General features: G+C 68.4%; 22 protein-coding genes, 1 pseudogene and 2 riboswitches. Of the genes and pseudogenes, 18 read left to right on the top strand and 5 right to left on the bottom strand.

Annotated features, from left to right (window positions below):
* Positions 1 to 30: 30 nt before the first annotated feature.
* Together U4Z64_RS28895 and U4Z64_RS28890 are read right to left on the bottom strand one after the other, a co-directional pair.
* Positions 31 to 687 carry an urea amidolyase associated protein UAAP2 gene (locus tag U4Z64_RS28895; RefSeq protein ID WP_044848699.1) on the bottom strand — a complete coding sequence of 219 codons (657 nt, stop codon included), beginning with the start codon at positions 685 to 687 and terminating at the stop codon, positions 31 to 33.
* An 11-nt stretch (positions 688 to 698) separates the two neighbouring features.
* Complete coding sequence (locus tag U4Z64_RS28890) at positions 699 to 1,454, bottom strand: urea amidolyase associated protein UAAP1 (protein ID WP_321821754.1); 756 nt, start codon at positions 1,452 to 1,454, stop codon at positions 699 to 701.
* 57 nt (positions 1,455 to 1,511) lie between these two features.
* Positions 1,512 to 1,645, bottom strand: a riboswitch (guanidine-I (ykkC/yxkD leader).
* Positions 1,646 to 2,102: 457 nt separating this feature from the next.
* Positions 2,103 to 2,224: riboswitch (guanidine-I (ykkC/yxkD leader) on the top strand.
* 138 nt (positions 2,225 to 2,362) lie between these two features.
* Here U4Z64_RS28890 and U4Z64_RS28885 point away from each other — a divergent pair.
* From U4Z64_RS28885 to U4Z64_RS28830, 12 genes are all read left to right on the top strand, one after another.
* Positions 2,363 to 3,385, top strand: coding sequence for an ABC transporter substrate-binding protein (locus U4Z64_RS28885; RefSeq protein ID WP_124572071.1), 1,023 nt, complete (start codon positions 2,363 to 2,365; stop codon positions 3,383 to 3,385).
* 331 nt (positions 3,386 to 3,716) lie between these two features.
* Positions 3,717 to 5,411 carry a 5-guanidino-2-oxopentanoate decarboxylase gene (locus tag U4Z64_RS28880; RefSeq protein WP_321821753.1) on the top strand — a complete coding sequence of 565 codons (1,695 nt, stop codon included), beginning with the start codon at positions 3,717 to 3,719 and terminating at the stop codon, positions 5,409 to 5,411.
* Complete coding sequence (locus U4Z64_RS28875; protein WP_321821752.1) at positions 5,408 to 6,880, top strand: aldehyde dehydrogenase family protein; 1,473 nt, start codon at positions 5,408 to 5,410, stop codon at positions 6,878 to 6,880. The genes U4Z64_RS28880 and U4Z64_RS28875 overlap by 4 nt, the downstream gene beginning before the upstream one ends.
* A gap of 148 nt (positions 6,881 to 7,028) precedes the next feature.
* Positions 7,029 to 8,126, top strand: coding sequence for an ABC transporter substrate-binding protein (locus tag U4Z64_RS28870; RefSeq protein ID WP_124523434.1), 1,098 nt, complete (start codon positions 7,029 to 7,031; stop codon positions 8,124 to 8,126).
* Positions 8,127 to 8,130: 4 nt separating this feature from the next.
* Positions 8,131 to 9,057, top strand: a complete 927-nt coding sequence (locus tag U4Z64_RS28865) for an ABC transporter permease (protein WP_321821751.1) — start codon at positions 8,131 to 8,133, stop codon at positions 9,055 to 9,057.
* Positions 9,054 to 9,896, top strand: a complete 843-nt coding sequence (locus tag U4Z64_RS28860; RefSeq protein ID WP_321821750.1) for an ABC transporter permease — start codon at positions 9,054 to 9,056, stop codon at positions 9,894 to 9,896. Before U4Z64_RS28865 ends, U4Z64_RS28860 begins: the two co-directional genes overlap by 4 nt.
* A gap of 40 nt (positions 9,897 to 9,936) precedes the next feature.
* A complete protein-coding gene (locus tag U4Z64_RS28855; RefSeq protein WP_321821749.1) occupies positions 9,937 to 11,010 on the top strand; it encodes an ABC transporter ATP-binding protein in 1,074 nt (357 codons plus the stop codon).
* A gap of 40 nt (positions 11,011 to 11,050) precedes the next feature.
* Positions 11,051 to 11,869: a transporter substrate-binding domain-containing protein gene (locus U4Z64_RS28850; RefSeq protein ID WP_321821748.1), complete on the top strand. Its 819-nt coding sequence runs from the start codon at positions 11,051 to 11,053 to the stop codon at positions 11,867 to 11,869.
* 43 nt (positions 11,870 to 11,912) lie between these two features.
* The gene (locus tag U4Z64_RS28845) at positions 11,913 to 12,677 is read left to right on the top strand and encodes an amino acid ABC transporter permease (protein ID WP_321821747.1); all 765 of its coding nucleotides are present in this window, start codon (positions 11,913 to 11,915) and stop codon (positions 12,675 to 12,677) included.
* Entirely contained in the window at positions 12,674 to 13,330 is a 657-nt protein-coding gene (locus U4Z64_RS28840) for an amino acid ABC transporter permease (RefSeq protein ID WP_044848710.1), read from the top strand. Before U4Z64_RS28845 ends, U4Z64_RS28840 begins: the two co-directional genes overlap by 4 nt.
* Before the next feature lie 40 nt (positions 13,331 to 13,370).
* Positions 13,371 to 14,096, top strand: a complete 726-nt coding sequence (locus U4Z64_RS28835) for an amino acid ABC transporter ATP-binding protein (RefSeq protein ID WP_321821746.1) — start codon at positions 13,371 to 13,373, stop codon at positions 14,094 to 14,096.
* Positions 14,097 to 14,136: 40 nt separating this feature from the next.
* Positions 14,137 to 15,081 (top strand): LysR substrate-binding domain-containing protein, encoded by a 945-nt coding sequence (locus tag U4Z64_RS28830; protein WP_321821745.1) that lies wholly within the window; start codon positions 14,137 to 14,139, stop codon positions 15,079 to 15,081.
* Between the two features lie 43 nt (positions 15,082 to 15,124).
* On the opposite strand, the gene U4Z64_RS37665 is transcribed toward U4Z64_RS28830, so the two are convergent.
* Positions 15,125 to 15,301 carry a hypothetical protein gene (locus U4Z64_RS37665; RefSeq protein WP_415750608.1) on the bottom strand — a complete coding sequence of 59 codons (177 nt, stop codon included), beginning with the start codon at positions 15,299 to 15,301 and terminating at the stop codon, positions 15,125 to 15,127.
* A 332-nt stretch (positions 15,302 to 15,633) separates the two neighbouring features.
* On the opposite strand from U4Z64_RS37665, the gene U4Z64_RS28820 reads away from it, so the two are divergent.
* Complete coding sequence (locus U4Z64_RS28820) at positions 15,634 to 17,739, top strand: TonB-dependent receptor (protein ID WP_321821744.1); 2,106 nt, start codon at positions 15,634 to 15,636, stop codon at positions 17,737 to 17,739.
* A 137-nt stretch (positions 17,740 to 17,876) separates the two neighbouring features.
* Here the strand turns inward: U4Z64_RS28820 and U4Z64_RS28815 are convergent, their stop codons facing one another.
* Together U4Z64_RS28815 and U4Z64_RS28810 are read right to left on the bottom strand one after the other, a co-directional pair.
* A complete protein-coding gene (locus U4Z64_RS28815; protein WP_321821743.1) occupies positions 17,877 to 18,914 on the bottom strand; it encodes a LysR family transcriptional regulator in 1,038 nt (345 codons plus the stop codon).
* Between the two features lie 82 nt (positions 18,915 to 18,996).
* Positions 18,997 to 19,740, bottom strand: coding sequence for an SDR family oxidoreductase (locus U4Z64_RS28810; protein ID WP_321821742.1), 744 nt, complete (start codon positions 19,738 to 19,740; stop codon positions 18,997 to 18,999).
* 193 nt (positions 19,741 to 19,933) lie between these two features.
* Between U4Z64_RS28810 and U4Z64_RS28805 the strand changes: the two genes are divergently transcribed.
* The 5 genes and pseudogenes from U4Z64_RS28805 (at position 19,934) to gfa (ending at position 23,675) form a co-directional block, all read left to right on the top strand.
* A complete protein-coding gene (locus U4Z64_RS28805; RefSeq protein ID WP_321821741.1) occupies positions 19,934 to 21,454 on the top strand; it encodes a PLP-dependent aminotransferase family protein in 1,521 nt (506 codons plus the stop codon).
* 12 nt (positions 21,455 to 21,466) lie between these two features.
* Positions 21,467 to 21,611 (top strand): annotated as a pseudogene (locus U4Z64_RS28800) (peroxiredoxin); the annotation flags it as partial.
* A gap of 150 nt (positions 21,612 to 21,761) precedes the next feature.
* The gene (locus tag U4Z64_RS28795) at positions 21,762 to 22,241 is read left to right on the top strand and encodes a carboxymuconolactone decarboxylase family protein (RefSeq protein WP_321821740.1); all 480 of its coding nucleotides are present in this window, start codon (positions 21,762 to 21,764) and stop codon (positions 22,239 to 22,241) included.
* Positions 22,242 to 22,245: 4 nt separating this feature from the next.
* Entirely contained in the window at positions 22,246 to 22,650 is a 405-nt protein-coding gene (locus U4Z64_RS28790; protein ID WP_321821739.1) for a cupin domain-containing protein, read from the top strand.
* A gap of 449 nt (positions 22,651 to 23,099) precedes the next feature.
* Positions 23,100 to 23,675 (top strand): S-(hydroxymethyl)glutathione synthase, encoded by a 576-nt coding sequence (gfa, locus tag U4Z64_RS28785; protein WP_321821738.1) that lies wholly within the window; start codon positions 23,100 to 23,102, stop codon positions 23,673 to 23,675.
* The last annotated feature ends 200 nt before the right edge of the window (positions 23,676 to 23,875 follow it).

Below are 23,875 nucleotides of genomic sequence, written 5' to 3'. Positions count from 1 at the left end.
CCCGAGAACGATGGCGAGCGTGGGCGTGGTTCATTCGGCCTCCCAGATCGTGAGGCGCACGGGCGTCGGGTTGTAGCCGTTGCACGGGTTGTTGAGCTGTGGGCAGTTCGAGATCAGCACCGTGACGTCCATCTCCGCGCGCATCTCGACGTACTTGCCGGGCGCGGAAATGCCGTCCTCGAACGTGAGCCCGCCGAGCGGCGTGACGGGCACGTTCATGAAGAAGTTGACGTTGCCGACGAGGTCGCGCTTGCCGAGCCGCGCACCCGCGCCGCACGTGCAGTGCGCGATCGCGTTGAGGAAGCTGTCGCGGCAGTTGTGCATGTAGCGCTTGTCGAGCGCGTAGCGCACGGTGTTGCTCTCGGCCGCGCACGCGCCGCCGAGCGTGTCGTGGCGCCCGCACGTGTCGGCGACGATCGTCACCATCGGGTTGCCCCGGCTGGACAGCAGCACGCTGCCCGCGCTCAGGTACAGGTTGCGCTGCGCGCGAATCGTGTCCTGGGCGCTGTAGCGCTCCTCGGTGTCGTCGGTGCGGTAGAACAGCGTGTCGACCGCCTGGTTGCCTTCCAGGTCGAGGATGCGGAAGACCTGGCCGCGTTTCAGGTCGTGCAGCCACGGTTCGCCCGCGTTCAGCGTGGTGTCGTGGATCGCGTCGCGCGGGTCGAGACGGCTTTCGATGATCGGCATGGTCCGGCTCCTTACGCGAACAGGCGGTCGGTGTTGGTGAAGCCGCGCATGTTCTCGGCGCACGCGCGCCGGCACGGGTCGTCCTCGGGCGCGGCGCCGTCCGCCGGATACGCGCGGTACGCGATCAGCTTCACGGGCTTCGGCGCATAGTCCGGCCGCGGATCGAGCGGATGCGGCGCGGTCGAGAACGCCGCGAGCGTGTTCATCTCGAAGCGCAGGTCGAGCGCGCTGCCGGCCGGCGAATGTCCGGCGACGAAATCGAGCGTGCCGTCGTCGCGCGTGTCGAGCCGGCTGAAGAAGTTGACGTTCGCGGCGAGATCGCGCGCCGACAGTCCGTATTTCGCGAGCTCGAGCACGAGGCTGTCGCGGCCGTTGCGGATCATCGCGTTGCGATCGGCCTGGTACGAGGTCGTGCCGTACTTGTGCGCGAACAAGCGCGCATCGCCGACGCCGCCGAGCGGGTCGTGCCAGCCGAGCGTGTCGGCCGTGATCGACGCGATCACGCGCCCCATGTCCGTGTACAGCGCATGGCCGCGCGTGAGATGCGCGGTGTGCTGCGCCTTCAGCGTATCGGCCATGTTGTAGCGTTCGAGCGGGTCTTCCTGGCGATGAAACACGGCGGACAGGTTCGCGCCGCCGTCGACGTCGACGACGCGCAGCGCGAGGCCGCGGCGCAGGATGCCGGACCAGTGGGTTCCCGCGGGAATCAGCGTTTCCCACACGACGTGCGGCGGCGGGGCAAGGAGGGCTTGGGGGCTCGGCGACATGGCGGCTCCGTGGAGGGTTGGACAAAAGGCGTGAGAGGGCGACCGAACGACATCGCGACCTCCCGGGCTTTTATCCCTCCGTGGAGCCTCGCCGTTTCCTCGAAGCGAGGCGAAGGCAAGACCGGATTGCTCTCGGACCAGTCATCGCGCGGCGCGAACGCCGCACGACCGGAACCCTAGCGATCCTGAAGATGATGCAAATTGCTTCGCACCTCTCGAGCGTCAATCTAGCGAGTTGCGTGCCAGCCGCCGTGCAACGACCACACGACGACCGCGCAACGACCGCACGACGCGGCACGACGGCGCGACGACCCGCGGCATGCACGAATCGGCGGCGGCGGCGGCTTGCCCTCGCAGCGGGCGTGCGGCGCACCATGCGCATGCGATCGCGCACCGGCGCAGTGCGGATCGTGCGCACCTGCGCCGCGCGTTCGGCAATGGCATGGGCATTGCTGAACGGATGCATCGTCACTCGATATCTCACGCGTCATGAACAAGCTCGACCTGCTCCGGCGCGCATTGAGCGCGCTGTTCTCCGCCCGCTTCATCGAACTTCAGCGCGCCGCGCGGCGCCGTTGAATCGCGTGACCGCGTGCCATTGGCACGCTTCTCGCTCGGCATGACGCCGAGAGGTGCGGCAGCGTCGCATCTTAGGGGTGCTAGGGTTCCGGTTCATCGAACGTCTGGTCCGAGAGCAGCCCGGCGCGGGTGCGTCCGATCGCGAGACCGGACGCACCCGCGCTACACGGCGGGACAAAAGCCCGGGAGATTGGCGATGGCAACGGCCGTCGCGCCTCTCCGTGGCCGCTTCGTTCGTTCCGCATCCGCAGGAACCGGCCACGCGGCCGGACCGCGCACAGGCGCGGTCCGAATCGACGATCCCGATCCCGGTCTCCTGGAGAACAACGATGACCCGTCCCGCCCCGGCGTTCCGCCGCCTGCCGTCCCTCCGTTTCGTCCGTCACGCATTGGGGGCCGCCGTCACGGCCGCCGCGCTGTTGACGGCGCCCGCCGTGCACGCGGCCGCGCCGCTGAAGATCGGCTACAGCGACTGGCCCGGCTGGGTCGCGTTCCAGGTCGCGCTCGACAAGGGCTGGTTCAAGGAAGCCGGCGTCGACGTCGACTTCGAATGGTTCGATTATTCGGCGTCGCTCGACGCGTTTTCCGCGGGCAAGCTCGACGCGGTCGCGGCGACCAACGGCGATGCGCTCGTCACCGGCGCGGCCGGCGCGAAGAACGTGATGATCCTGCTGACCGACTACTCGGCCGGCAACGACATGATCGTCGCGAAGCCGCCGCTGCGCACCGTCGAAGGCCTGAAGGGCAAGAAGGTCGGCGTCGAGCTCGGCCTGGTCGATCACCTGCTGCTCGAAACCGCGCTGCAGAAGCACGGGCTCAAGGACGGCGACGTCACGCTCGTGAATGCGAAAACCAACGAACTGCCGCAGGTGCTCGGCTCGTCGTCCGACATCGCCGCGGTGGCCGCCTGGCAGCCGAACGCGGGCGAGGCGCTGAAGCGCGCACCGGGCGCACGGGCGATCTTCACGTCGGCGGATGCGCCGGGGCTGATCTACGATGCGATCACGGTCGCGCCGGCGAGCCTCGCCGCGCGCCGGGCCGACTGGGCGAAGGTGGTCAAGGTCTGGTACCGCTGCGTCGCGTACATCAACGACCCGAAGACGCAGGCCGACGCGGTCAGGATCATGTCCGCGCGTGTCGGGCTCGCGCCGGAACAATACCTTCCGCTGCTGAAGGGCACGCACCTGCTCGACGAGGCTGCCGCGAAGCGTGCGTTCCGCAAGGGCGACGGGCTCGATTCGATCTATGGCTCGACGCGCAACGCGAATGCGTTCAACGTGCGTAACGCCGTGTACAAACAGTCGCAGGACGTCGACGCGTATATCGATCCGCGCTTCACCGCGCCGCACTGACCGTCGCGGGTTCGCTTGCAGGCCGGGCCGGGCATGCCGGTGGCGGGTCCGGCCCGCTCACCACGAACACCCGGGCACGCGCGTGCCCGATGGAGATCGAAGCAGCAGGACGCGGGAATCGTGCGCGGGCCGAACGGTTCCCGCGCATGCCGACCGCTAGCCGCGGCAAGCGTCGGGCCGCCGGCGAGCCTCGACGCCGCCATGCACGGCGCTCATGCGCTGCATGAAAACTAATCGATTGTTGGCAGCGCCGATCGACCCCGACAATCCGCTTCATGCCCGTTGCTTGCGGTACGGGCCACTCCCCCTCCCAATCGGCACGTCACGATCCATGAACCATCCCGCCCCTGTCTCCTGCATTGCCGAGGCCTGCGCGGCCACGGCCGCTCCGTTCCATGCGCGCCCCCGCACCTGCGGCGAAGCGCTCGTCGATCTTCTCGAGCGCCAGGGTGTCGAATGCGTGTTCGGCATTCCCGGCGTGCATACCGTCGAGCTCTATCGCGGCCTCGCCGCATCGTCGATCCGTCATGTGACGCCGCGCCACGAACAGGGGGCCGGATTCATGGCCGACGGCTATGCCCGCGTCACCGGCCGGCCGGGCGTCTGCTTCATCATCACCGGGCCGGGGATGACCAATATCGCGACCGCGATGGCACAGGCCTACGCGGATTCGATTCCGATGCTGGTGATCTCGAGCGTCAACGCGCGGCGTGAGCTCGGCAGCGGCGACGGCCGCCTGCACGAGCTGCCGTCGCAGCGCGACGTGTTCGCGGGGCTCACCGCGTTCTCGCACACGCTGCTCGACGCGGCCGACCTGCCGCAGGTCCTCGCGCGCGCCTTCGCGGTGTTCGAAAGCGCGCGTCCGCGGCCCGTGCATATCGAGATCCCGCTCGACGTGATCGTGATGCCGGCGCCCGCGCTGCCCGCCGCGCCGCTCGCGCTGCCCGCGCGCCCCGCGCCGGATGCGAACGCGCTCGCGGCAGCCGCCGACCTGCTCGCGCAGGCCCGGCGGCCGCTGATCCTGGCCGGCGGCGGCGCGATCCACGCCGCGACGGAACTGCGCGAACTCGCCGAACGCCTGCACGCGCCCGTCGCGCTGACGATCAACGCGAAGGGCCTGCTGCCGGCCGGCCACCCGTTGCTGATCGGCTCCACCCAGTCGCTGCCGGCCACGCGCGCGGCGATCCGCGAGGCCGACGTGGTGCTCGCGGTCGGCACCGAACTCGGCGAAACCGATTACGACGTCACGTTCGACGGCGGCTTCGCGATCGACGGCCGGCTGATCCGCATCGACATCGACGCGCAACAGCTGATGCGCAATGCGCGCGCCGAAATCGCCATCGCCGGCGATGCGCGGCTGGCGCTCGGCGCGCTGTCGACCCGCGTGCACGAACGGCCGGCACCGGCACCCGAGCCCGGCTGGGGTGCGCCGCGGGTGGCCGCCGTGCGCGCCACGATCGCGGCCGGCCACGACGACGACGCGCGTGCCCAGGCACGGCTGATCGAGACCATCGTCACCGCACTGCCCGGCGCGATCATCGCCGGCGATTCGACGAGCCCCGTCTACGTCGGCAATTTCACGCACGATGCGCCGGCACCGCGCAGCTGGTTCAACTCGTCGACCGGCTACGGCACGCTCGGCTACGGGCTGCCCGCCGCGATCGGCGCAAAGCTCGCCGCGCCTGCGCGGCCCGTGGTGTGCCTGATCGGCGACGGCGGCCTGCAGTTCACGCTGCCGGAGCTCGCGAGCGCGGTCGAGGCTTGCGTGCCGGTGATCGTGATCGTCTGGAACAACCGCGGCTACGGCGAGATCCGCAAATACATGGTCGAGCGCGACATCACGCCGGTCGGCGTCGATCCGTATACGCCCGATTTCCAGACGCTCGCACGCGGCTTCGGCTGCGCGGCGCAGGCGGCCGCGACGCCCGACGCGCTGGCCGACGCGCTGCGCGATGCGACGGCACGTCCGATGCCGACCGTGATCGAAATCGACGAGGCAACCTGGTTCGGTCAGGTGCGGCCATGAGCACGACGCCCGATCTCGCGTTCGATCCGCCGCTGCACACGCGCCATTTCATCGACGGTACGTGGCGCACGAGCTTCGGCGGCGCGACGCTACCCGTCGTCGACCCGTCGACGGAAATGATCATCGCCGACGTCAGCGCAGGCGGCGAGGCAGACGTCGAGCGTGCCGTGCAAGCAGCATCGCGCGCGTTTCCCGGCTGGAAACGCACGACCGGCGCCACGCGCGCGGCGCTGCTGCGTGCCATCGCGCGCGGCGTCGACGCACGGCGCACGCGGCTCGCGACACTGCAGTCGCTCAACAACGGCAAGCCGTTCGCCGAAGCCGAGATCGACGTCGCCGACGTGATCGCCACCTTCGACTACTACGCGGGCCTCGCGGAGGCCCTCGACACCGACGGCGAAACCGAGATCGCGCTGCCCGGCGGCGACCATCGCGCGTGGATCCGGCGCGAACCGGCCGGCGTCGCCGCGCTGATCGTGCCGTGGAATTTCCCGATGGTCACGACCGCATGGAAGCTCGCGCCCGCGCTCGCCGCCGGCTGCACCGTCGTGCTGAAGCCGTCCGAGATCACGCCGCTGCCCGAGCTCGAACTCGCCGCGATCGTCGCCGAAGCGGGCCTGCCGCCCGGCGTGCTGAACGTCGTGACGGGCACCGGCCACGAGGTCGGTGCCCGGCTGTGCGCGCATCCGCTCGTCGCGAAGGTGTCGTTTACCGGCAGCACGGCGGTCGGCGCGCAGGTCATGAAGACGGCCGCGGACACGATCAAGGGCGTCGGTCTCGAACTCGGCGGCAAATCGTCGATCGTCGTGTTCGACGACGCCGACCTCGATCACGCGGTCGACCTGGTCGCGGGCGGCGGCCTGTTCAACGCCGGGCAGATGTGTTCGGCGACCTCGCGCGTGCTCGTGGCCGCCCCGCTCGCCGACGACCTGATCGCGCGCCTCGCGCGACGGATCGAGACGACCGTCGTCGGCCCGCCATTCGCACCCGGCGTGCAGATGGGCCCGCTGACGAACCGCGCGCAATACGAACGCGTGAAGCGCCACATCGCACAGGGCCGCGCCGATGGCGCGCGGCTCGTGACGGGCGGCGACGCGCTCGCCGGCCCCGGCTACTTCATCCGCCCCGCGCTGTTCGCCGACGTGCCGGCCGGCTGCGCGCTATGGCGCGACGAAATTTTCGGGCCGGTGCTGTGCGTGCGCGCGTTCGACGCCGAGGACGACGCGATCGCGGCCGCCAACGATACCGAATACGGGCTCGTCGCAACCGTCGTCACACGCGACGCCGCGCGCGGCAGGCGGGTCGCCAATGCGCTCGAAGCGGGCGTCGTGTGGATCAACACACCGCAACTGATCTATCCGCAAACCTCATGGGGCGGCTACAAGCGCAGCAGTGTCGGGCGCGAGCTCGGCCCGTTCGGGCTGGCCGCCTTCCAGGAGATCAAGCAGGTCATGACGGCGGCCCGCTGAGGCCGGCGACCCATGCGTTTATGTCATGGCCCGCATGCGGATATTTCGTTTGTTGCGGAAATTTGACCTCCCTACAGTTCATCCACACCCGCGCCGCCTTTCGGCGACCGGCATCGAACCACACGGCATCGTTCATCAGGAGACGGCCATGCAACACTTCAAGGCGGGCAGAAGGCAGGTGATCAAAACCCTCGGCACGGCACTCGCCGCATCCGCTATTCCGATGCCGTTCATCAGGACTGCGAAGGCTCAGTCGGGCAGCTTCGCGGGCAAGACGCTGCGCCTGCTCACCTGGTCCGACGATACCGGCGCGGCCGCGCTGCGCAACATCGCGGAAACCTTCAGCAAGCAGACGGGCGCGCGCGTGATCGCCGATCGCGCGGACGGCACGTCGGGGATGGTCGCGAAGGTCAAGGCCGCGGGCGAGCGGCCGACCTACGACGTCATCACGCTCGCGGGCGTCGGTGCGGCCGGCCTCGCCGACGCCGGCCTGCTCGCGAAGCCCGACCTGAACCGGCTGCCGAACCTGAAGGACGTCGCGCCGCAATACCGCACGGGCGCGAACGGCTTCGGCATCGGCTACCTGCTGTGGTCGGACGGGCTGATCTACAACACGGCGACCGTGAAGAGCGCGCCGTCGAGCTACGAGGCACTGTGGGATCCGAAATATGCCGGGCGGCTGTTCCTGCCGCCGCCGGAGTGGGCCGAAGCGGTCGACCTCGCGATCATCGCCGCGAAGCTGGCCGGCGGCTCGCAGCAGAACATCGATCCGGGGTTCCGGAAGCTCGCGCAGCTCAAGGATCGCGTGATGACCCTCGGCGAGAACCCGAACCAGGTCGCTGACCTGTTCCGCACCGGCTCGCTCGACATCGGCGGCATCTATTCGCCGGCGTTCTTCCCGGACCAGATCCGCAAGCCCGACTACAAGATGGGCGTGACGTACGGAATGAAGGAAGGCTTCGCGACGCAACTGATGTTCACGGTGATCCCGAAGGCGCATCCGGGCGACCTCGACCTGATCCACGCGTTCATCAACCATTCGCTCGACGCGGGCGTGCAGGGCCGGATGGCGGCCGACGTGCTGAACGGGCCCGTGAACGGCAAGGCCGTGATTCCCGCGGAAAGCCGCGCGTTCGTGCCGTCGCCGCAGCAGATCGCGGAGAAGGCCGTGCTGCACGACGACAAGGCGCTCGCCGTCGTCCAGCCGGCGTGGATCAAGCGCTACACGGGCCTCTTCGCGGCGTAACGACATGGCCTCCCTGTCCTCCCCCCGCGACGCGGCGCCGGCCGCCGGCACACCGGCCGGCACCGGCTCGGACGCCGGGCCCGCGCTGGCCGGCGTGCCGCCGTGGCTGCTGCTCGCGCCGATCCTCGCGTTCCTCGCGGTGCTCGTCGCCGCGACGCTCACCGTGTTGCGCATGAGCGTCGGCGTATCCGGCGACGAATGGCGGACCTTCACGCTGCAGAACTACGCCGATCTCGCGGACCCGTACTTCACGAAATCGCTGTGGCTCACACTGCGCCTCGCGTTCCAGAGCATGGTGTGCGCGGTGCTGCTCGCAATCCCGGTCGCGCTCGCGATGGCGCGCACCGAATCGCGGCTCGCGCGCCGGCTGATGCTCGCCGGCGTGTTGCTGCCGCTGCTCGTGAACCTGCTGCTGCAAGGTTATGGCTGGCTCGTGATGCTCGGCCCGGCGGGATTGCTCAATCGCGCGCTGCTGGCCTCGGGCGTCGTCGATCGGCCGCTGCAACTGCTGTACCGCGAGCACGGCGTGCTGCTCGGGCTGATCCAGACCGCGTTCCCGCTCGCCGTGCTGCCGCTGTCGAGCGCGCTGCGCGCGGTGTCCCGCGCCTACGACGAAGCCGCCGCGACACTCGGCGCGAGCCGCTGGCAGACGCTGCGGCACGTGACGCTGCCGCTCGCGATGCCCGGCCTCGTCGCCGGCGCGCTGCTCGTGTTCGCGTACAACGCCAGCGCATTCGCGGTGCCGCTGCTGCTCGGCGGCCGACGCGTGCCGATGCTCGCGGTGCTCGTGCACGACCAGGTCGCGCCGCTGCTCAATTGGCCGGCCGCGTCGGCATCGGGCGTCGTGCTGATGGCCGCGACGCTCGTCGTGATGGCGGTGTCCCAGCGCCTCGTGCGCACCCTGCAACGTGCCGGCGAGGTGAGCCGATGAATACCCTGCTCTTGCGTACGCCCCTGCCCGGCCGCCTCGGTCTCGCGACGGGCACGCTCGCGACGCTCGTGCTGTTGCTCGCCGCACTGCCGATCCTGACGATGATCACGATGTCGTTCGGCGCATCGGGCACGCTCGAATTCCCGCCGCGCGAGTTCAGCCTGCACTGGTATCGCGCCGCCTGGCAGACGTTCGTGTCGTCCGATGCGGGCAGCGCGCAGTCGATGGGCGCCGCGCTGACGACCAGCCTCGTCGTCGCGGTCGCGACGATGCTGATCGCGACCGCCGTGTCGGTGCCCGCGGCCTACGCGCTGTCGCGCTGCCGCTTCCGCGGCAAGGCGCTCGTCGAGCAGCTCGTCGCGTTGCCGATCGTCTATCCGCTCGTGATGCTCGGCCTCGCGCTGCTGATCGTGTTCAACGCGCTGCCGGTCGAGCTCGGCATCGTGCGGCTCGTGGTCGCGCACGTGATCCTGACGCTGCCGTTCACCGTGAAGAACTGCGCGGCCTCGGTAGCGTCGATCGGCCCGGACTTCGAGGAAGCCGCGTGCGTGATGGGCGCGAGCCCGCGGCGCGCGCTCGTCGACGTCGTGCTGCCGCTGATGCGGCCCGGGATTCTCGCCGGGATGCTGTTCGCGTTCATCGTGTCGTTCAACGAATTCACGGTGACGTTCTTCCTGTACAGCATCGACACGATGACCCTGCCGGTCTGGCTCTACAGCCGCACCGTGTCGTCGCTCGACCCGACCGTGTTCTGCTTCGCCGTGTTCACGGTCGCGATCGACTTCGCGCTGATCTGGATGCTCGAAAAACTCGTCGGCGACAAGGGCGTCGCGCTCTGATGCGCGCACGGCCCCGCCCTCGACCATGCAAGGAACCGTCATGACCCAGCTCATCCTCCAGAACGTGACCAAGCGCTTTCATCAGGCGTGTGCGGTCGACCACGTCGACCTGTCGGTGCCGGACGGCAAGCTCGTCTGCTTTCTCGGCCCGTCCGGCTGCGGCAAGACCACGCTGATGCGGATCATCGCCGGCCTCGACACGCCGACCTCCGGCACGGTGACGTTCGCCGGCCGCGACCTCACGCACGTACCCGCCAACCGGCGCGACTTCGGCATGGTGTTCCAGTCGCTCGCGCTGTTTCCGCACATGACGGTCGCGCAGAACATCGCGTACCCGCTGCGGCTGCGCAAGACGGACCGGGCCGCGCAGGCGCGGCGCGTCGCCGAGCTGCTGGAGTTGATCCAGTTGCCGCACATGGCCGACCGGCTCGTCACGCAGCTGTCGGGCGGGCAGCGCCAGCGCGTCGCGATCGCGCGCGCGATCGCGTCGTCGCCGCGCCTGCTGCTGCTCGACGAGCCGCTGTCGGCGCTCGACGCGAAGCTGCGCGAGGCGATGCAGGTCGAGATCCGGCTGCTCCAGCAACGGCTCGGCATCACGACGATCATGGTCACGCACGACCAGCGCGAAGCGATGACGATGGCCGACGAGATCGTCGTGATGGAGAAAGGCCGCATCCAGCAGGTCGGCCGGCCGCTCGACATCTATCGCGACCCGGTCAACGAATTCGTCGCCGACTTCATCGGCCTCGGCAACATCCTGCCGGTCGCGTGCGACGGCGACGACGCGATCGTCCTGCCGGGCGGACAGCGCCTCTCGATCGGGCGCGCATCCGACACGCCCCGCGAGTCCGACGCCGTGCGCCTGCTGATTCGCCCCGAGGACGTATGCGTGCGCCCGGGCGCGACGGCGTCGGGCACGCCGAACACGCTCGCCGGCACGATCACGTTCGTGCGCGACGTCGGCGCGTCGATCGAGGCGACCATCGATTGCCACGGCTTCACGCTGACGGCCGCGACCACGCCGCGCGAGACACCCGACCTGCACGTCGGCATGCCGGTTGCCGCCGAACTGCCGGCACACGCATGCAAGCTGATCGCCGCACGCGGCGCCTGATTTTCCTTTCGTTCCCCAACGCAGCAACAAGGATCCCGCCATGAACGTATCGACCCAAGCCAACCGCCTCGTGCGACGCCTGCTCGCCCGTACCGCCCTCCTCTGCGCCTGCGCCGCCGGCGTGGCCGCCGTCACCCCGCTCGCGCACGCCGACGCGCTCGACACGATCGCGAAATCGGGCGTCGTGCGCATCGGCGTGTTCGAGGACTACCCGCCGTTCGGTTCGATCGGCCCCGACATGAAGCCGCAGGGCTACGACATCGACATGGCGAACCTGATCGGCAAGGCGCTCAACGCGAAGGTCGAACTCGTGCAGGTCACCGGCGACAACCGGATGGCGTATCTCGCCGACCGCAAGACCGACATGCTGCTGTCGGTCGGGCAGACGCCGGAGCGCGCGAAGGTGATCGACTTCTCGAACGCGTATGCGCCGTACTACCTCGCGGTGTTCGGCCCGAAGTCGCTCGCGGTGAAGGGCAACGCCGATCTCGCCGGCAAATCGGTCGCGGTCGCGCGCGGCACGCTCGAGGACCTGAGCATCAGCAAGGTCGCGCCGCCGAGCGCGACGATCAAGCGCTTCGACGACCCGAACGGCGCGATCGCGGCGTTCCTGTCGGGACAGGCGCAACTGCTGGTGGTCGGCAACGACGTCGGCGCAACGATCATCGCGCGTCATCCGTCGATCGATCCGGAACAGAAGTTCTCGCTGTTCAGCTCGCCCGACCACGTCGGCCTGAACAAGAACGAGCCGCGCCTGATGCAGAAGGTCAACGACGCGATCGCCGGCGCGAAGAAGAACGGCGCGCTGAACACGCTGTCGCAGAAGTGGCTGCACGCGGCGCTGCCGGCCGATCTGTGATGCGCAGCGCCTTCGCCCCGCACGCTCGACCCAAGGCATCGCGATGAGCTACGTGTTCGACTTCAGCGATTTCGGTCTCTACGCCGGCATGCTCGCGCGCGGCGTCGGCGTGACGCTCGGCCTGACCGCGGCCGCGACCGTGCTCGGCGGCCTGCTCGGCACCGGCGGCGCGTGGATCGCGCTCGCCGGCCCGCGCTGGGCGCGCGCGCTCGTCGCGTCCTACGTCGAGCTGATCCGCAATACGCCGTTCCTGGTCCAGTTGTTCTTCATCTTCTTCGGGCTGCCCACGCTCGGCGTACACCTCGACGAAGCGCAGGCGGCCGTGCTCGCGATGACGGTCAACCTGGGCGCCTATGCGGTGGAGATCCTGCGCGCCGGGATCGAATCGGTGCCTCACGGGCAAGTGCAGGCCGCGCGGGCGCTCGGGCTGCACGGCCGGCAGGTGTTCGGCCACGTCGTGCTGCCGCAGGCGCTCGCGAACGTGTACCCCGCGCTGCTCGGGCAGGTCTTGATCGTGATGCTCGGCTCGGCGGTCGTGTCGCAGATCTCGGTGCCCGACCTGACCTACGCGGCCAACTTCATCCAGTCGCGCAACTTCCGCGCGTTCGAGATCTACGTCGTCGTGACCGCGATCTACCTGCTGCTGTCGATCGCGCTGCGCATGCTGCTCAATCGCGTCGGCCGGCGGCTGTTCGCCGGTCGCACGCGCCACGGCGCGGCTGCCGCACCGCGGCGCACGCGAGTTGCCCGCTTCACGTGGCGAGCCCGCTCCCCTGAAACCCACCTGCCGACGGAACGTGCGCGATGATCGAATTCACCTTCCAGGATATTGCATGGAACCTGCTGCTCGCCGCGCGCTGGACCGTGCTGCTGTCGCTGATCACGTTCGCCGGCGGCGGCCTCGCCGGGTTCGCGCTGCTGGCGATGCGCATCTCGCCCGTGCCGGCGCTGCGCCGCTTCGTGATCCTGTACATCGAACTGTTCCAGGGCACGCCGTTGCTGATGCAACTGTTCCTCGGCTTCTTCGGATTGCCGCTCGTCGGCATCGACGTGACGCCGTGGGTCGCGGCGTCGGTCGTGCTGACGCTGAACGCCAGCGCCTGTCTGGCCGACATCTGGCGCGGCTGCGTCGACGCGGTCCCGCACGGCCAGTGGCACGCGGCGGCCAGCCTCGGCATGACGTGGACCCAGCGGCTGCGCTACGTGGTATGGCCGCAGGCGTGGAAGATCGCGCTCGCCCCGACCGTCGGTTTCCTCGTGCAGGCAGTGAAGAGCACCGCGCTCACGTCGATCATCGGGCTGACCGAACTGACCAAGACCGGCAACATCATCACCAACGCGGTATTCAAGCCGTTTCCGATCTACGCGATGGTCGCGCTGCTGTACTTCGCGATGTGCTTCCCGCTGACGTGGTATGCGCGCACGCTCGAGCGCCGCTATCGCGTCGCGAAGGCGCGCTGAACCGGCGCCGCGCGCGCCTCATTACGATGCAGGGACTTTCATGATTTCCATCAGCAACGTTTCCAAGTGGTACGGCCAGTTTCAGGTCCTCGCCGAGTGCACGACCGAGGTGAAGAAAGGCGAGGTGGTGGTCGTGTGCGGCCCGTCCGGCTCGGGCAAGTCGACGCTGATCAAGACCGTGAACGGCCTCGAGCCGTTCCAGCAGGGCGAGATCCGCGTGAACGGCCAGTCGGTCGGCGACAGGAAGACGAACCTGTCGACGCTGCGCTCGAAGGTCGGGATGGTGTTCCAGCATTTCGAGCTGTTCCCGCACCTGTCTATCGCCGGGAACCTCACGCTCGCGCAGGTCAAGGTGCTCGGCCGCGGCAAGGACGAAGCGGCCGAGAAGGGCATCAAGCTGCTCGATCGCGTCGGCCTGAAGGCGCATGCGCACAAGTTTCCGGGCCAGCTGTCGGGCGGCCAGCAGCAGCGGGTCGCGATCGCGCGCGCGCTGTCGATGGACCCGATCGCGATGCTGTTCGACGAGCCGACGTCCGCGCTCGATCCCGAGATGATCAACGAAGTGCTCGACGTGATGGTCGAACTCGCGCAGGAAGGGATGACGATGATGGTCGTCACGCACGAGATGGGCTTCGCGAAGAAGGTCGCGCATCGCCTGATCTTCATGGACCAAGGCGCGATCGTCGAGGACGACCGCAAGGACGCTTTCTTCTCGAATCCGAAGTCGGACCGCGCGAAGGACTTCCTCGCGAAAATCCTGCACTGAGCGATCCCGCGCCGCCGCCCGTTCCACGCCGATGCTCCCGATGAAACGACTGCCTTCCCTCAATGCGCTGCAGGTCTTCGACGTCGTTGCGCGACACGGCAGCTTCACGCGCGCCGCCGGGCACCTGTGCCTGACGCAGGGCGCCGTGAGCCGGCAAATCCTCGCGCTCGAAAGCTTCTATCAGTTTCCGCTGTTCAAGCGCACGCCCAAGGGGCTGACGCTGACGGCCGAGGGCGAGCTCCTGTTGCCGACGGTGCGCGAAAGCTTCGCGCGCATCGAGGAGGTATCGATGCGCCTGTCACGCAGGCGCACCGAACTCGCGCTGAAGGTGCCGACCTGCATGATGCAGTGGATGCTGCCGCGCATCATGCGGTTCCAGGCCGAGCATCCCGAACTCCAGGTGCAGATCACGACCACCTGGGAGCATCACGTCGATTTCCGGATGGAGCCGTTCGACGCCGCGGTGATCTACGCGCCCGGCGCCGGCCCCGACATGCATGCGATCCCGTTGTTCGAGGAACGGCTTACGCCTGTCTGTGCGCCGAGCCTGCTGGACCGGCAACCGCTCGCGAGTCTCGACGACCTGCTCCGTCACACGCTGCTGCATCCGACGCGCGATCACCGCGACTGGAAGCGGTGGCTCGACCATGCGGGCGCGCCGCACGTCGACTCGACGCGCGGGTTGAGCTTCGAGACGCTGGATCTCGCCACACACGCGGCGATCGACGGTTACGGCATCGCGATCGGCGACCGGACGCTGGTTGACGAGAGCGTGGCCGCGCACCGGCTCGTGATGCCGTTCGACGTCGCGTTGCCGACGGGGATGGGCTATTACTTCGTGTATCCGGCCGGAACCGAACAGCAGCAGAAGATCCAGCTGTTCGGCGACTGGATCGCGGACGAACGTGCGTGGCGCTGCGGCGACACGCCGGCCGAGCCGCCGTCTCCGCGATCGCCATCGCCATCGCCGAAACTTCCGGACTGAACCACGTCATGCGAGCGCCGCTCGCGTACGCGGACCTGCCCGGTCATGCGGTCGACGAATCCCGCAGTGAGGGAAACGGTTGTCGTTCCTTTCTCCGCCATCGTCGGCGACGTAGCGCTCCCACCTGAAACCTGTCGACCAGACCGCCGGCCTCGTCGCGCGAAGCCGCGCGCGCGATCAGCCGATGCTCCGCGCCGTGGATTTCCGGCGTCTCGGACAGGAGCGCCGTGCCGCCGATGCGTTTCAGCAGATCGACGGCCGCGCCGAGCGCGGAATTCCGCGGTCGTCCCCGACTAGCCGTCGGACCCGCCCCATCGCAGGCCGGCCGTCAGCCGCGAGGCCGGCACGGTGCTGCGCCGCGCGCCGATCCGCCAGTCATGCCGATGGGCGTCCCCGCGCGATTCAACCCGGACACAACAACCGCAAACTTACGATTGAAAATAAATCTCATTTGCATTAAATTCCGGCGCGCAAATGTACCGTTTGGAACACGGATGCCGGCGCAACGCGGCTCGTGGTGCCCGAACGCGAACCAATTTCTCAGGGACGGGTATGAGCAGAAAGAACTGGGCGGCCGCACCGATGGCCATCGCCGTCGGCACGGTCGGGCTGAACGTCGCCAATGCGCAGGAGTTGGTGCTGCCGGCCGTCGAAATCTCGGCGCAGCGCACGAAGGCACCGTTTCGCGCGCCCGACTCGACGAGCGCGACGCGCACCGAGGCGGACGTGATGGAGATTCCGTTCGCGGTCAGCAGCGTCGATACGAAACTGATCCAGACCGTGGCCGCCACCCGCGGCGAAGACCTGTACGACTGGGTCGCCGGCGTCGCGCGGCAGAACAACTTCGGCGGGCTGTGGGACAACTATGCGGTGCGCGGCTTTGCCGGCGACGGCAACACGTCCGGCACCGACTACCTCGTCAACGGCTTCTCGTGGAATCGCGGCATCAGCGTGCCGCGCGACACCGCGACGCTCGAGCGCATGGAAGTCCTCAAGGGCCCCGCGTCCGCGCTGTACGGCCGCGGCGACCCCGGCGGGCTCATCAGCTACACGACGAAGCAGCCGCAGTTCAAGCGCTCGAACACGATCGGCGTGTCGGCCGGCAGCTACGGCGCGCTGCGCGAGACGCTCGATTCGACCGGCCCCGTCACGCAGTCGCTCGCGTACCGCTTCATCGCGATGAACGAGGACAACGGCAGCTTCCGCGACACGGTGTCGAGCAAGCGCTACCTGTTCGCGCCGTCGTTCACCTGGGATATCGGCGCCGACACGACGCTCCACTACGAATTCGAGACCGCGCGCCAGCGCGCGCCGCTCGATCGCGGCGTGGTCGCGGTCGGCGGGCAGCTCGGTGCGGTGCCGGCGTCGCGGTTCCTGGGCGAGCCGCGCGACGGCGACTACGACGTGCGCAACTCGGGGCACCAGTTCACGCTCGAACATCGCTTCAATGCCGACTGGTCGGTCAACGCCGGCTTCGCGCAGCGCGACACCGACCTGTCGGGCCGCTCGTCCGAAGCGTTCGCGCTGCAGCCGGACGGCCGCACGCTGTGGCGCCGCTACCGGCAGGTCGCGTTTCACTCGAACGACGTGCAGGGGCGCGTCGAAGTGGCCGGCAAGGCCCGCACGGGCGCCATCGACCATGCGTTCGTGATGGGCGTCGATGCGTATCGCTTCAACTACGACCAGTTCGTCGCGCGCTCGACGCCGACGGCCGCGGCGCCGTATGCGATCGACATCTTCGATCCGGTGTACGGCCAGCCGGCGCCCGTGCCGCGCACCGCGACGAACCTGCTCGAGCGCGACGACGGCCAGGGCCTGTACGCGCAGGACACGCTCGCGTTCGGGCCGCACTGGAAAGTGCTCGCCGGGCTGCGCTGGGACCGCTTTCACCAGTCGGTCGAGAATCGCCTGAAGGGCGTGACGACGAGCCAGCTGCAAACGGCGCTGAGCCCGCGGCTCGGCATCGTGTACGAGGCCAGCCCCGCGCTGTCGCTGTATGCGAACACCGCGTATTCGTTCCGGCCGAACAACGGCGCCGACGCGAACGGCCGCGCGTTCGATCCCGAGAAGGGGCACGGCTACGAAGCCGGCGTGAAGTGGGCCGGCTCGCGCTGGCTCGCGACCGTCGCCGCGTTCTACGTGAACAAGCGCAACGTGCTGACCGCCGATCCGGCGAATGCCGGGTTCTCGCGTGCGGCCGGCGAAGTACGCAGCCGCGGCGTCGAATTCGAATGGAACAGCGAGCTGGGCCACGGCTTGCGCGGCATCGTCAACCTCGCATACGTCGACGCGCAGGTCACGCGCGACACCGTCCTGACGCCGGGCGCGCGCCTCGTCGACATTCCGCGCCTGAGCGGCAGCGCGCTGCTGATGTACGAAACCGCGCTGCCGCTCGTCGACAAGGCCGGCGCGGGCGCGGGCGTGATCTACGTCGGGCGCCGCGCGGGCAACACCGCGAACACGCAGGACGGCTTCGACCTGCCCGCCTACGCGACCGTGCAGCTCAACGGCTACGTGCAGGTCAACAAGCATCTGCGCGCGTCGGTCGTGCTGAACAACCTGTTCAACCGCACGTACTACGTCAGCTCGTACAACAGCCTGTGGGTCACGCCCGGCGCGCCGCGCAGCCTGTTCGCGTCATTGGCGTATTCGTTCTAGGCCGGCGCGGCGGGTCGACGGGCGGGTGCGGGGCGGCGATTCGGCGATTCGGCGATTCGGTGATTCGGTGATTCGGTGATGCGGCGATTCGGCGATGCGTCGACTCGCCGGGGCGCGCATCCGGCCACCTCGAATCGTCAGGCAGCCAGCCCCTGCGCCGCATCCTCCGCAATCTCCGGATTGAACCGCGTCATGCAGTTCAGGTCGAGCGCGCGGATCTGCTCGGTCATGAAGTCGACGAAGATCCGGATGCGCGTCGGCAGGTGTTGCCGGCTCAGATAGCAGATGTAGTGGCCGCGATCCTGCGGCACATGCTGCGCCAGCGCGACGACGAGTTCGTTCGACGCGAGATGGTCGCGGATCTGGTAGCCGGCCATCTGCGCGATGCCCGATCCGTTCAGCACCGCGCGCAACACGAGATCGGCGTCGTTGAACGTGCGGCGCGCCGTCGGCAGGTACTTCTGCACGCGGCCGTCCACATTGAATTCCCATTCGAACAGGCGCCCGCTCGCGAACCGGAAATTGATGCACTCATGGCGGTCGAGGTCCTCGATGCGTTGCGGGAGCCCGTGCGCCGCCACATACGACGGCGCCGCGCAGAGCGCCATCTGCATCGGAATCAGTTGCCGGGCGATGATGCTGGAGTCCTCGATGCGCCCGTTGCGGAACGACACGTCGATCCGCTCGGACACCAGGTCGACGGGCCGGTCGTCGAGCAGCAGATCGACGATGATGTCCGGATAGACGTCCGCAAACTTTTCCAGCAGCGGCGCCACGATCTTCCTGCCGAATCCCGCGGCCGAGCTGATGCGGATGAGGCCGCGCGGCGGCCCCTGCCGCAACTCCAGCATGTCGTTCATCGCTTCGACGATCTGCGCCACGCCCTGATGGCAGTTCTCGAAGAAGCGCCGGCCCTCGCACGTCAGCTCGGTCGTGCGCGTGGTCCGCTGGAACAGCCGCGTACTCAGTTGCGCCTCCAGCTTCTGCACGTTGCGGCTCACGGCCGGCCGCCCAACGCCGAGCAGTTCGGCGGCCTTCGTGAAGCTCCCCTCGCTCGCCACCGCAACGAACGCGAGGATGCCCGCATAGCTCGCACCGAAGCTCGCCGACAGCGCATCGGCGCGACCGGCCAGGTCGCGACGAACGTCGGGCTCCGATGTTTCCGAATGATTCATTTCCGCTGCCCCAAGCATGCTGCTCATACGGATCGGCGCGTCGCCGGCATGCGCCGGCCGACCGCCTGCGTGCGAACGCGATTCAGCGTCCCGCCAGCCACGCGTCGAGGCCGATGCGCCCGAGCCGTGCCGCGCCGAGCGGCACCAGCGACGTTGCCTCGACGCGGCCGCCGTAGTAGCGGGCGTCGCGATCGGTCACCACCGCGCGTGTGTCGCCGACCGACTTCAGATAGCGCGCGACGATTTCCGCGAACGGCGCGCGATCCGGGCCCGCGATCTCTATCGTGCCGTTCTGCGGCCCGGCGAGCGCGGCCTGCGCGACGAGGGCCGACACGTCCTCCGCGGCGATCGGCTGGAACAGTCCATCACCGATGCGCACGGTGCCGTCTTCCGTGCCGGCATCCACGATGCCGCCGATGAATTCCATGAACTGCGTCGCGCGCACGATCGTGTACGGCACGCCCGCCGCCTCGATCGCCTGCTCCTGCGCGACCTTGGCCAGGAAATAGCCGTTCTCCGGCATGCGGTCGCAGCCGACGATCGACAGCGCGACGTGATGGCGCACGCCCGCGGCCACTTCGGCCTTGCCGAGATTGCGCGCCGACGTGCGGAAGAAATCGAGCACCGCCTGCGGCTCCCATGACGGCGCATTCGCGACGTCCACGACGACGTCCGCGTCCGTCAATGCGTCGGTCAGGCCTTCGCCCGTGATGGTATTGACGCCGGTGCGCGGCGATGCAGCGAGCGCCTGGTGGCCGGCTTCCTCGACCAGCGTGACGACTCGCGAGCCGATCAGGCCCGAACCGCCGATGACGACGATCTTCATCGCAAAATCTCCTGACGAATGAACTGCAGTGGAATGTGACGGGGACGTGACGGCTGCCGGATCGGGTGAACGCGGCGATGACCGTCCATCGCTTGGCGCAATTGTGGAAGAATCATGTCCTATCCAGCAGTGCCAAGAATCGTCGATCGGACTGGTCCATGCCGTGCCGGTCCCCGTCCTCCGCGAGACCGTCATGTCTGAGCACCCCTCCACCCTGACCATCGAAATCGACCGGCAGCATCAGTTGCCGATCTATCTGCAGATCTGCGAGCGGTTCAGAACCGCGATCGCCGCGGGCCACCTGCGTCCCGGCGATCGCGTGCCCGCGCTGCGCGGCCTCGCGACGCAGCTGAACACCGCGCGCGGCACCGTCGAACAGGCATACACGATCCTAGTCGACGAGGGCTATCTGCAGATGCGCGGCGCGGCCGGCACGTTCGTCTCGCCGTCGCTGCCGAAATCGGTGACGCGGGCGGCGCCCTCGCGTGCCGACGATCCGGTCCGGCACGCCGAGGATGCCGGCCTGCGCCAGCCGCCGGGCATGTCACGCGACAGCCCGCCGCCGCCGCGCGCGCAACCGATCGCCGTCGCGCTGAGCGGCGAGCCGCGCCCGCTGCAGCCCGGGCTGCCCGCGCTCGACGCGTTTCCGCGCAAGGTATGGCACCGGCTCGTGTCGCTGCGCGCGCGCAGCGCCGACCGCGCGCTGCTGGGCTACCCGAATCCGGCCGGCTACCGGCCGCTGCGCGAACACATCGCCACCTATCTGGGGCTGTCGCGCGGCGTCACCTGCGTGCCCGAACAGGTGTTCGTCACCAGCGGCTACCGCGCGACGCTGGAACTCGTGCTGCGCAGCCTCGCGCGCCCGAACGACCGTGTGTGGTTCGAGGACCCCGGCTATCTGCTCGCACGCAGCTTCCTGTCCGAGACCGGCGTGGAACTCGTCCCGGTGCCGGTAGACGCCGACGGAATCGACGTCGAGCGCGGCCTGCAGCTGGACGCGCACGCGCGCTTCGCGCTCGTGACGCCGTCGCGGCAGAGCCCGCTCGGCCATACGCTGTCGCTATCGCGGCGCATCGCGCTGCTGGACTGGGCCGAAAAGACGTCGGGCTGGATCGTCGAGGACGACTACGACAGCGAGTTTCGCTATCTCGGCCGCCCGCTGCCGGCGCTGAAAAGTCTCGACCGGCGCGATCACGTGATTTATTGCAGCACCTTCAGCAAGGCGATGTATCCCGGCTTGCGGCTCGCGTATGCGGTCGTGCCGGAACGTGCGGTGGAACGCGTCGAACGCGTGGCCTGCAGCATGAACGCCGGCTCGCCGACGCTCCTGCAGGCGGCCCTTGCGGATTTCATCGAACAGGGGCACTTCGCCCGGCACCTGAAGCGCATGCGCACGCTGTACGGCGAGCGCCGCACGCTGATCGTGAACGCGTTGCGACAGGTGTTCGGCAAGCGGATGATCGTCGAACTGCCGGTGGGCGGCATCCAGTTCGCGGTGCGGTTCACCGACGGCCCCGACGGGCCGGTCGACGACGTCGCCGTCGCCGCACGCGCGCGCGACGCGGGGCTCGCGGTCGTGCCGCTGTCGATCTGGTACACGAACAGCCATACGCAGCAAACGCCGCGCGGCCTCGTCATCGGGTTCGCGAACGTCGCCGACGCGGACGAAGCGCACCGTCACGCACGGACGCTCCTTGCGTGCCTCGACGGCTGACGCGCGGCGTGCGGCCGGGCCTCCGGCGTGGCCCGCTCGGACGACGGCAATCTCGCCGTCGATCTGCGCCTGCCCGCCGAGTTCCGGCGGGCCCGGCACCGGGACCCATCCGGAACAGCTGTTCGCGGCGGCCTTCGCTGCGTGCTTCCACGGCGCGCGATTGGTTCCGAAGCGGCAATAGAGTGCGCACCTTCCCGGCACTACTGGCCCGTGGGACCTGCAATTACGATGGTTGCCAGGCAGGTCGCGCAATGAATGGTCATGCGCAGCGCCGATAGCCCTGCTTCAGCAATCAGGAGAACGTATCATGACGCAACGTATCAACTACTTTCAGCAATCGCCGGAGCTGACGAAGAAACTCGTCGAACTCGACGGGCTGCTTCAGAAGACGACGATCGAAGTGCCGGTTCGCGAACTCGTCGAGATTCGCGCGTCGCAGCTCAACGGCTGCGCGTTCTGCGTCGACATGCATATCAAGATGGCCAGGATCCACGGCGAGCGCGAACTGCGCGTGCATCACGTCGCGATCTGGCGCGAGTCGCCGCTGTTCTCGCCGCGCGAGCGCGCCGCGCTCGAATGGACCGAAGCGCTGACGCAGCTTTCGCCGCACGGCGTGTCGGACGATCTCTACGATCGCGTGCGCGCCCACTACGTCGAGCAGGAGCTGTCGGATCTCAGCGTCCTCGTCGGTGCGATCAACTGCTGGAACCGGCTGAACGTCGCGTTCCGGATGGTGCCCGGCTCGTTCGACAAGATGTTCGGTCTCGACAAGGCCAACCTGGAGTAACGACATGAAACGCATCGTGCTCGCGCTTGCACCGCTTGCGCTGTCGCTGCTGATGCCCGTTCCGCCGGCTGCCGCCGCGCCGCAGGCCAAGGTGACGCAACTGACCACGGAGCCGCTGCCCGAGTATCCGGGCAAGGAAGAGGAGATGATCGTCGTCGACTATCCGCCCGGCAGCGTCGACCCCGTCCATCGCCACGACGCGCACGCGTTCGTCTATGTGCTCGACGGCAGCATCGTGATGGGCCTGAACGGCGGCAAGACGGTCACGCTCCACGCGGGCGACACGTTCCACGAAGGCCCCGACGACGTGCATACGGTCGGACGAAACGCCAGCGGCACGAAGCCGGCGAAATTCGTCGTGTTCCTGATCAAGAACAAGGACGCGCCGGTTCTCACGCCGGTGAAGTAGCGGGATCGTCGTCGAGGCGCCAGGTCGGCCGGAAACGGCAGCTCGACGCCGCGAATGCACGCGTTCCGCAACGCGACGGCTTGCCTGGGCTGGCCGGCTGTCGCCGTCTCGGCCGGCGCACGGCCGGCAAGCGAGCCTGCAAACCGCGTGCCCTGCCTTTGGAGGCCCTTCGCTGAAAAGCCGGGACCGGCTGTATTCGACGCCGGCATGCGGCGTCCGGCCGGCATTTATCTGACGTAGCGCGGCCCGATCAACGCATCATCGGGAAATCGCCGGATATACTCCCCACCAGTATCGCCATATACTCCCCCCCAGTTTCCTTCGACGAATGAAATGCCACATGATCGGGGGCTCTGCACGCCAGTTCCATCTGGTCGCCGGGCCGATGCGCGAAGGGAAGTCGATCCGAACCGTCGTTCACTGCCGAAGCACCGAAAAGGAGCATGACCATGTCCGTCGCCATTCATCCCACTGTCGATCGCGGTATCCAGAAGGGCGCCGATCCGTTCGCGGGCGGTACGCTGCGCTGCCTGTGCACGCAGGATCCGGTCGAGGTCCGGGTCAATACGCAGGTCGCATTCAATCACGCGTGCGGCTGCACGAAATGCTGGAAGCCGGCCGGTGCGCTGTTTGCCGTCGTGGGCGTCGTGCCGCGCGACAAGGTCACCGTCATCGCGCATGGCGAGAAATTGCGCGTCGTCGACGACAAGGCGCTGATCCAGCGCCATGCCTGCTCCACGTGCGGCACGCATTTGTTCGGGCGCATCGAGAATCGCGACCATGCGTTTTACGGCCTGGATTTCATCCATACCGAACTGTCGCAGGATGCCGGCTGGGATGGCCCGGGTTTCGCCGCGTTCGTGTCGTCGATCATCGAAAGCGGCACGCCGCCGTCGTTGATGGCGGATGTGCGCGACACGCTGCGCAGCAAGGGGCTGGAGCCCTACGATTGCCTGAGCCCGGCGCTGATGGACGTGCTGGCGACGCATACGGCCAAGGCTAAAGGGACGTACCGGGAGGCGTGAGGCCGGCGCCCGCGCCGGTGCGCGGCGGCAGGCTGCCGCGCACCGGCGCATCGTCGTCGCACCGTCGGAAGTCAGTGGCGTTACTTCCTCGACCTACTTCACGTTCTGCTCGTGAGAACGGCCGGGCAGCCGGTCAATGCGGACCCGAGTCCAGACAAAAGGGTGTGCTTCGCGGATTTCTATGGATGGCGCTTTCCGAC

This window comes from Burkholderia sp. BCC1996, from assembly GCF_905339955.1.
GTDB lineage: Bacteria > Pseudomonadota > Gammaproteobacteria > Burkholderiales > Burkholderiaceae > Burkholderia.
This window is presented reverse-complemented; position numbering and strand designations above follow the sequence as displayed.

Bases quoted from the DNA above. Each gene is read 5' to 3' on its own strand.
- U4Z64_RS28895 (WP_044848699.1), bottom strand. From the start codon at position 687: ATGCCGATCATCGAAAGCCGTCTCGACCCGCGCGACGCGATCCACGAC.
- U4Z64_RS28890 (WP_321821754.1), bottom strand. From the start codon at position 1,454: ATGTCGCCGAGCCCCCAAGCCCTCCTTGCCCCGCCGCCGCACGTCGTG.
- U4Z64_RS28885 (WP_124572071.1), top strand. From the start codon at position 2,363: ATGACCCGTCCCGCCCCGGCGTTCCGCCGCCTGCCGTCCCTCCGTTTC.
- U4Z64_RS28880 (WP_321821753.1), top strand. From the start codon at position 3,717: ATGAACCATCCCGCCCCTGTCTCCTGCATTGCCGAGGCCTGCGCGGCC.
- U4Z64_RS28875 (WP_321821752.1), top strand. From the start codon at position 5,408: ATGAGCACGACGCCCGATCTCGCGTTCGATCCGCCGCTGCACACGCGC.
- U4Z64_RS28870 (WP_124523434.1), top strand. From the start codon at position 7,029: ATGCAACACTTCAAGGCGGGCAGAAGGCAGGTGATCAAAACCCTCGGC.
- U4Z64_RS28865 (WP_321821751.1), top strand. From the start codon at position 8,131: ATGGCCTCCCTGTCCTCCCCCCGCGACGCGGCGCCGGCCGCCGGCACA.
- U4Z64_RS28860 (WP_321821750.1), top strand. From the start codon at position 9,054: ATGAATACCCTGCTCTTGCGTACGCCCCTGCCCGGCCGCCTCGGTCTC.
- U4Z64_RS28855 (WP_321821749.1), top strand. From the start codon at position 9,937: ATGACCCAGCTCATCCTCCAGAACGTGACCAAGCGCTTTCATCAGGCG.
- U4Z64_RS28850 (WP_321821748.1), top strand. From the start codon at position 11,051: ATGAACGTATCGACCCAAGCCAACCGCCTCGTGCGACGCCTGCTCGCC.
- U4Z64_RS28845 (WP_321821747.1), top strand. From the start codon at position 11,913: ATGAGCTACGTGTTCGACTTCAGCGATTTCGGTCTCTACGCCGGCATG.
- U4Z64_RS28840 (WP_044848710.1), top strand. From the start codon at position 12,674: ATGATCGAATTCACCTTCCAGGATATTGCATGGAACCTGCTGCTCGCC.
- U4Z64_RS28835 (WP_321821746.1), top strand. From the start codon at position 13,371: ATGATTTCCATCAGCAACGTTTCCAAGTGGTACGGCCAGTTTCAGGTC.
- U4Z64_RS28830 (WP_321821745.1), top strand. From the start codon at position 14,137: ATGAAACGACTGCCTTCCCTCAATGCGCTGCAGGTCTTCGACGTCGTT.
- U4Z64_RS28820 (WP_321821744.1), top strand. From the start codon at position 15,634: ATGAGCAGAAAGAACTGGGCGGCCGCACCGATGGCCATCGCCGTCGGC.
- U4Z64_RS28815 (WP_321821743.1), bottom strand. From the start codon at position 18,914: ATGAATCATTCGGAAACATCGGAGCCCGACGTTCGTCGCGACCTGGCC.
- U4Z64_RS28810 (WP_321821742.1), bottom strand. From the start codon at position 19,740: ATGAAGATCGTCGTCATCGGCGGTTCGGGCCTGATCGGCTCGCGAGTC.
- U4Z64_RS28805 (WP_321821741.1), top strand. From the start codon at position 19,934: ATGTCTGAGCACCCCTCCACCCTGACCATCGAAATCGACCGGCAGCAT.
- U4Z64_RS28795 (WP_321821740.1), top strand. From the start codon at position 21,762: ATGACGCAACGTATCAACTACTTTCAGCAATCGCCGGAGCTGACGAAG.
- U4Z64_RS28790 (WP_321821739.1), top strand. From the start codon at position 22,246: ATGAAACGCATCGTGCTCGCGCTTGCACCGCTTGCGCTGTCGCTGCTG.
- gfa (WP_321821738.1), top strand. From the start codon at position 23,100: ATGTCCGTCGCCATTCATCCCACTGTCGATCGCGGTATCCAGAAGGGC.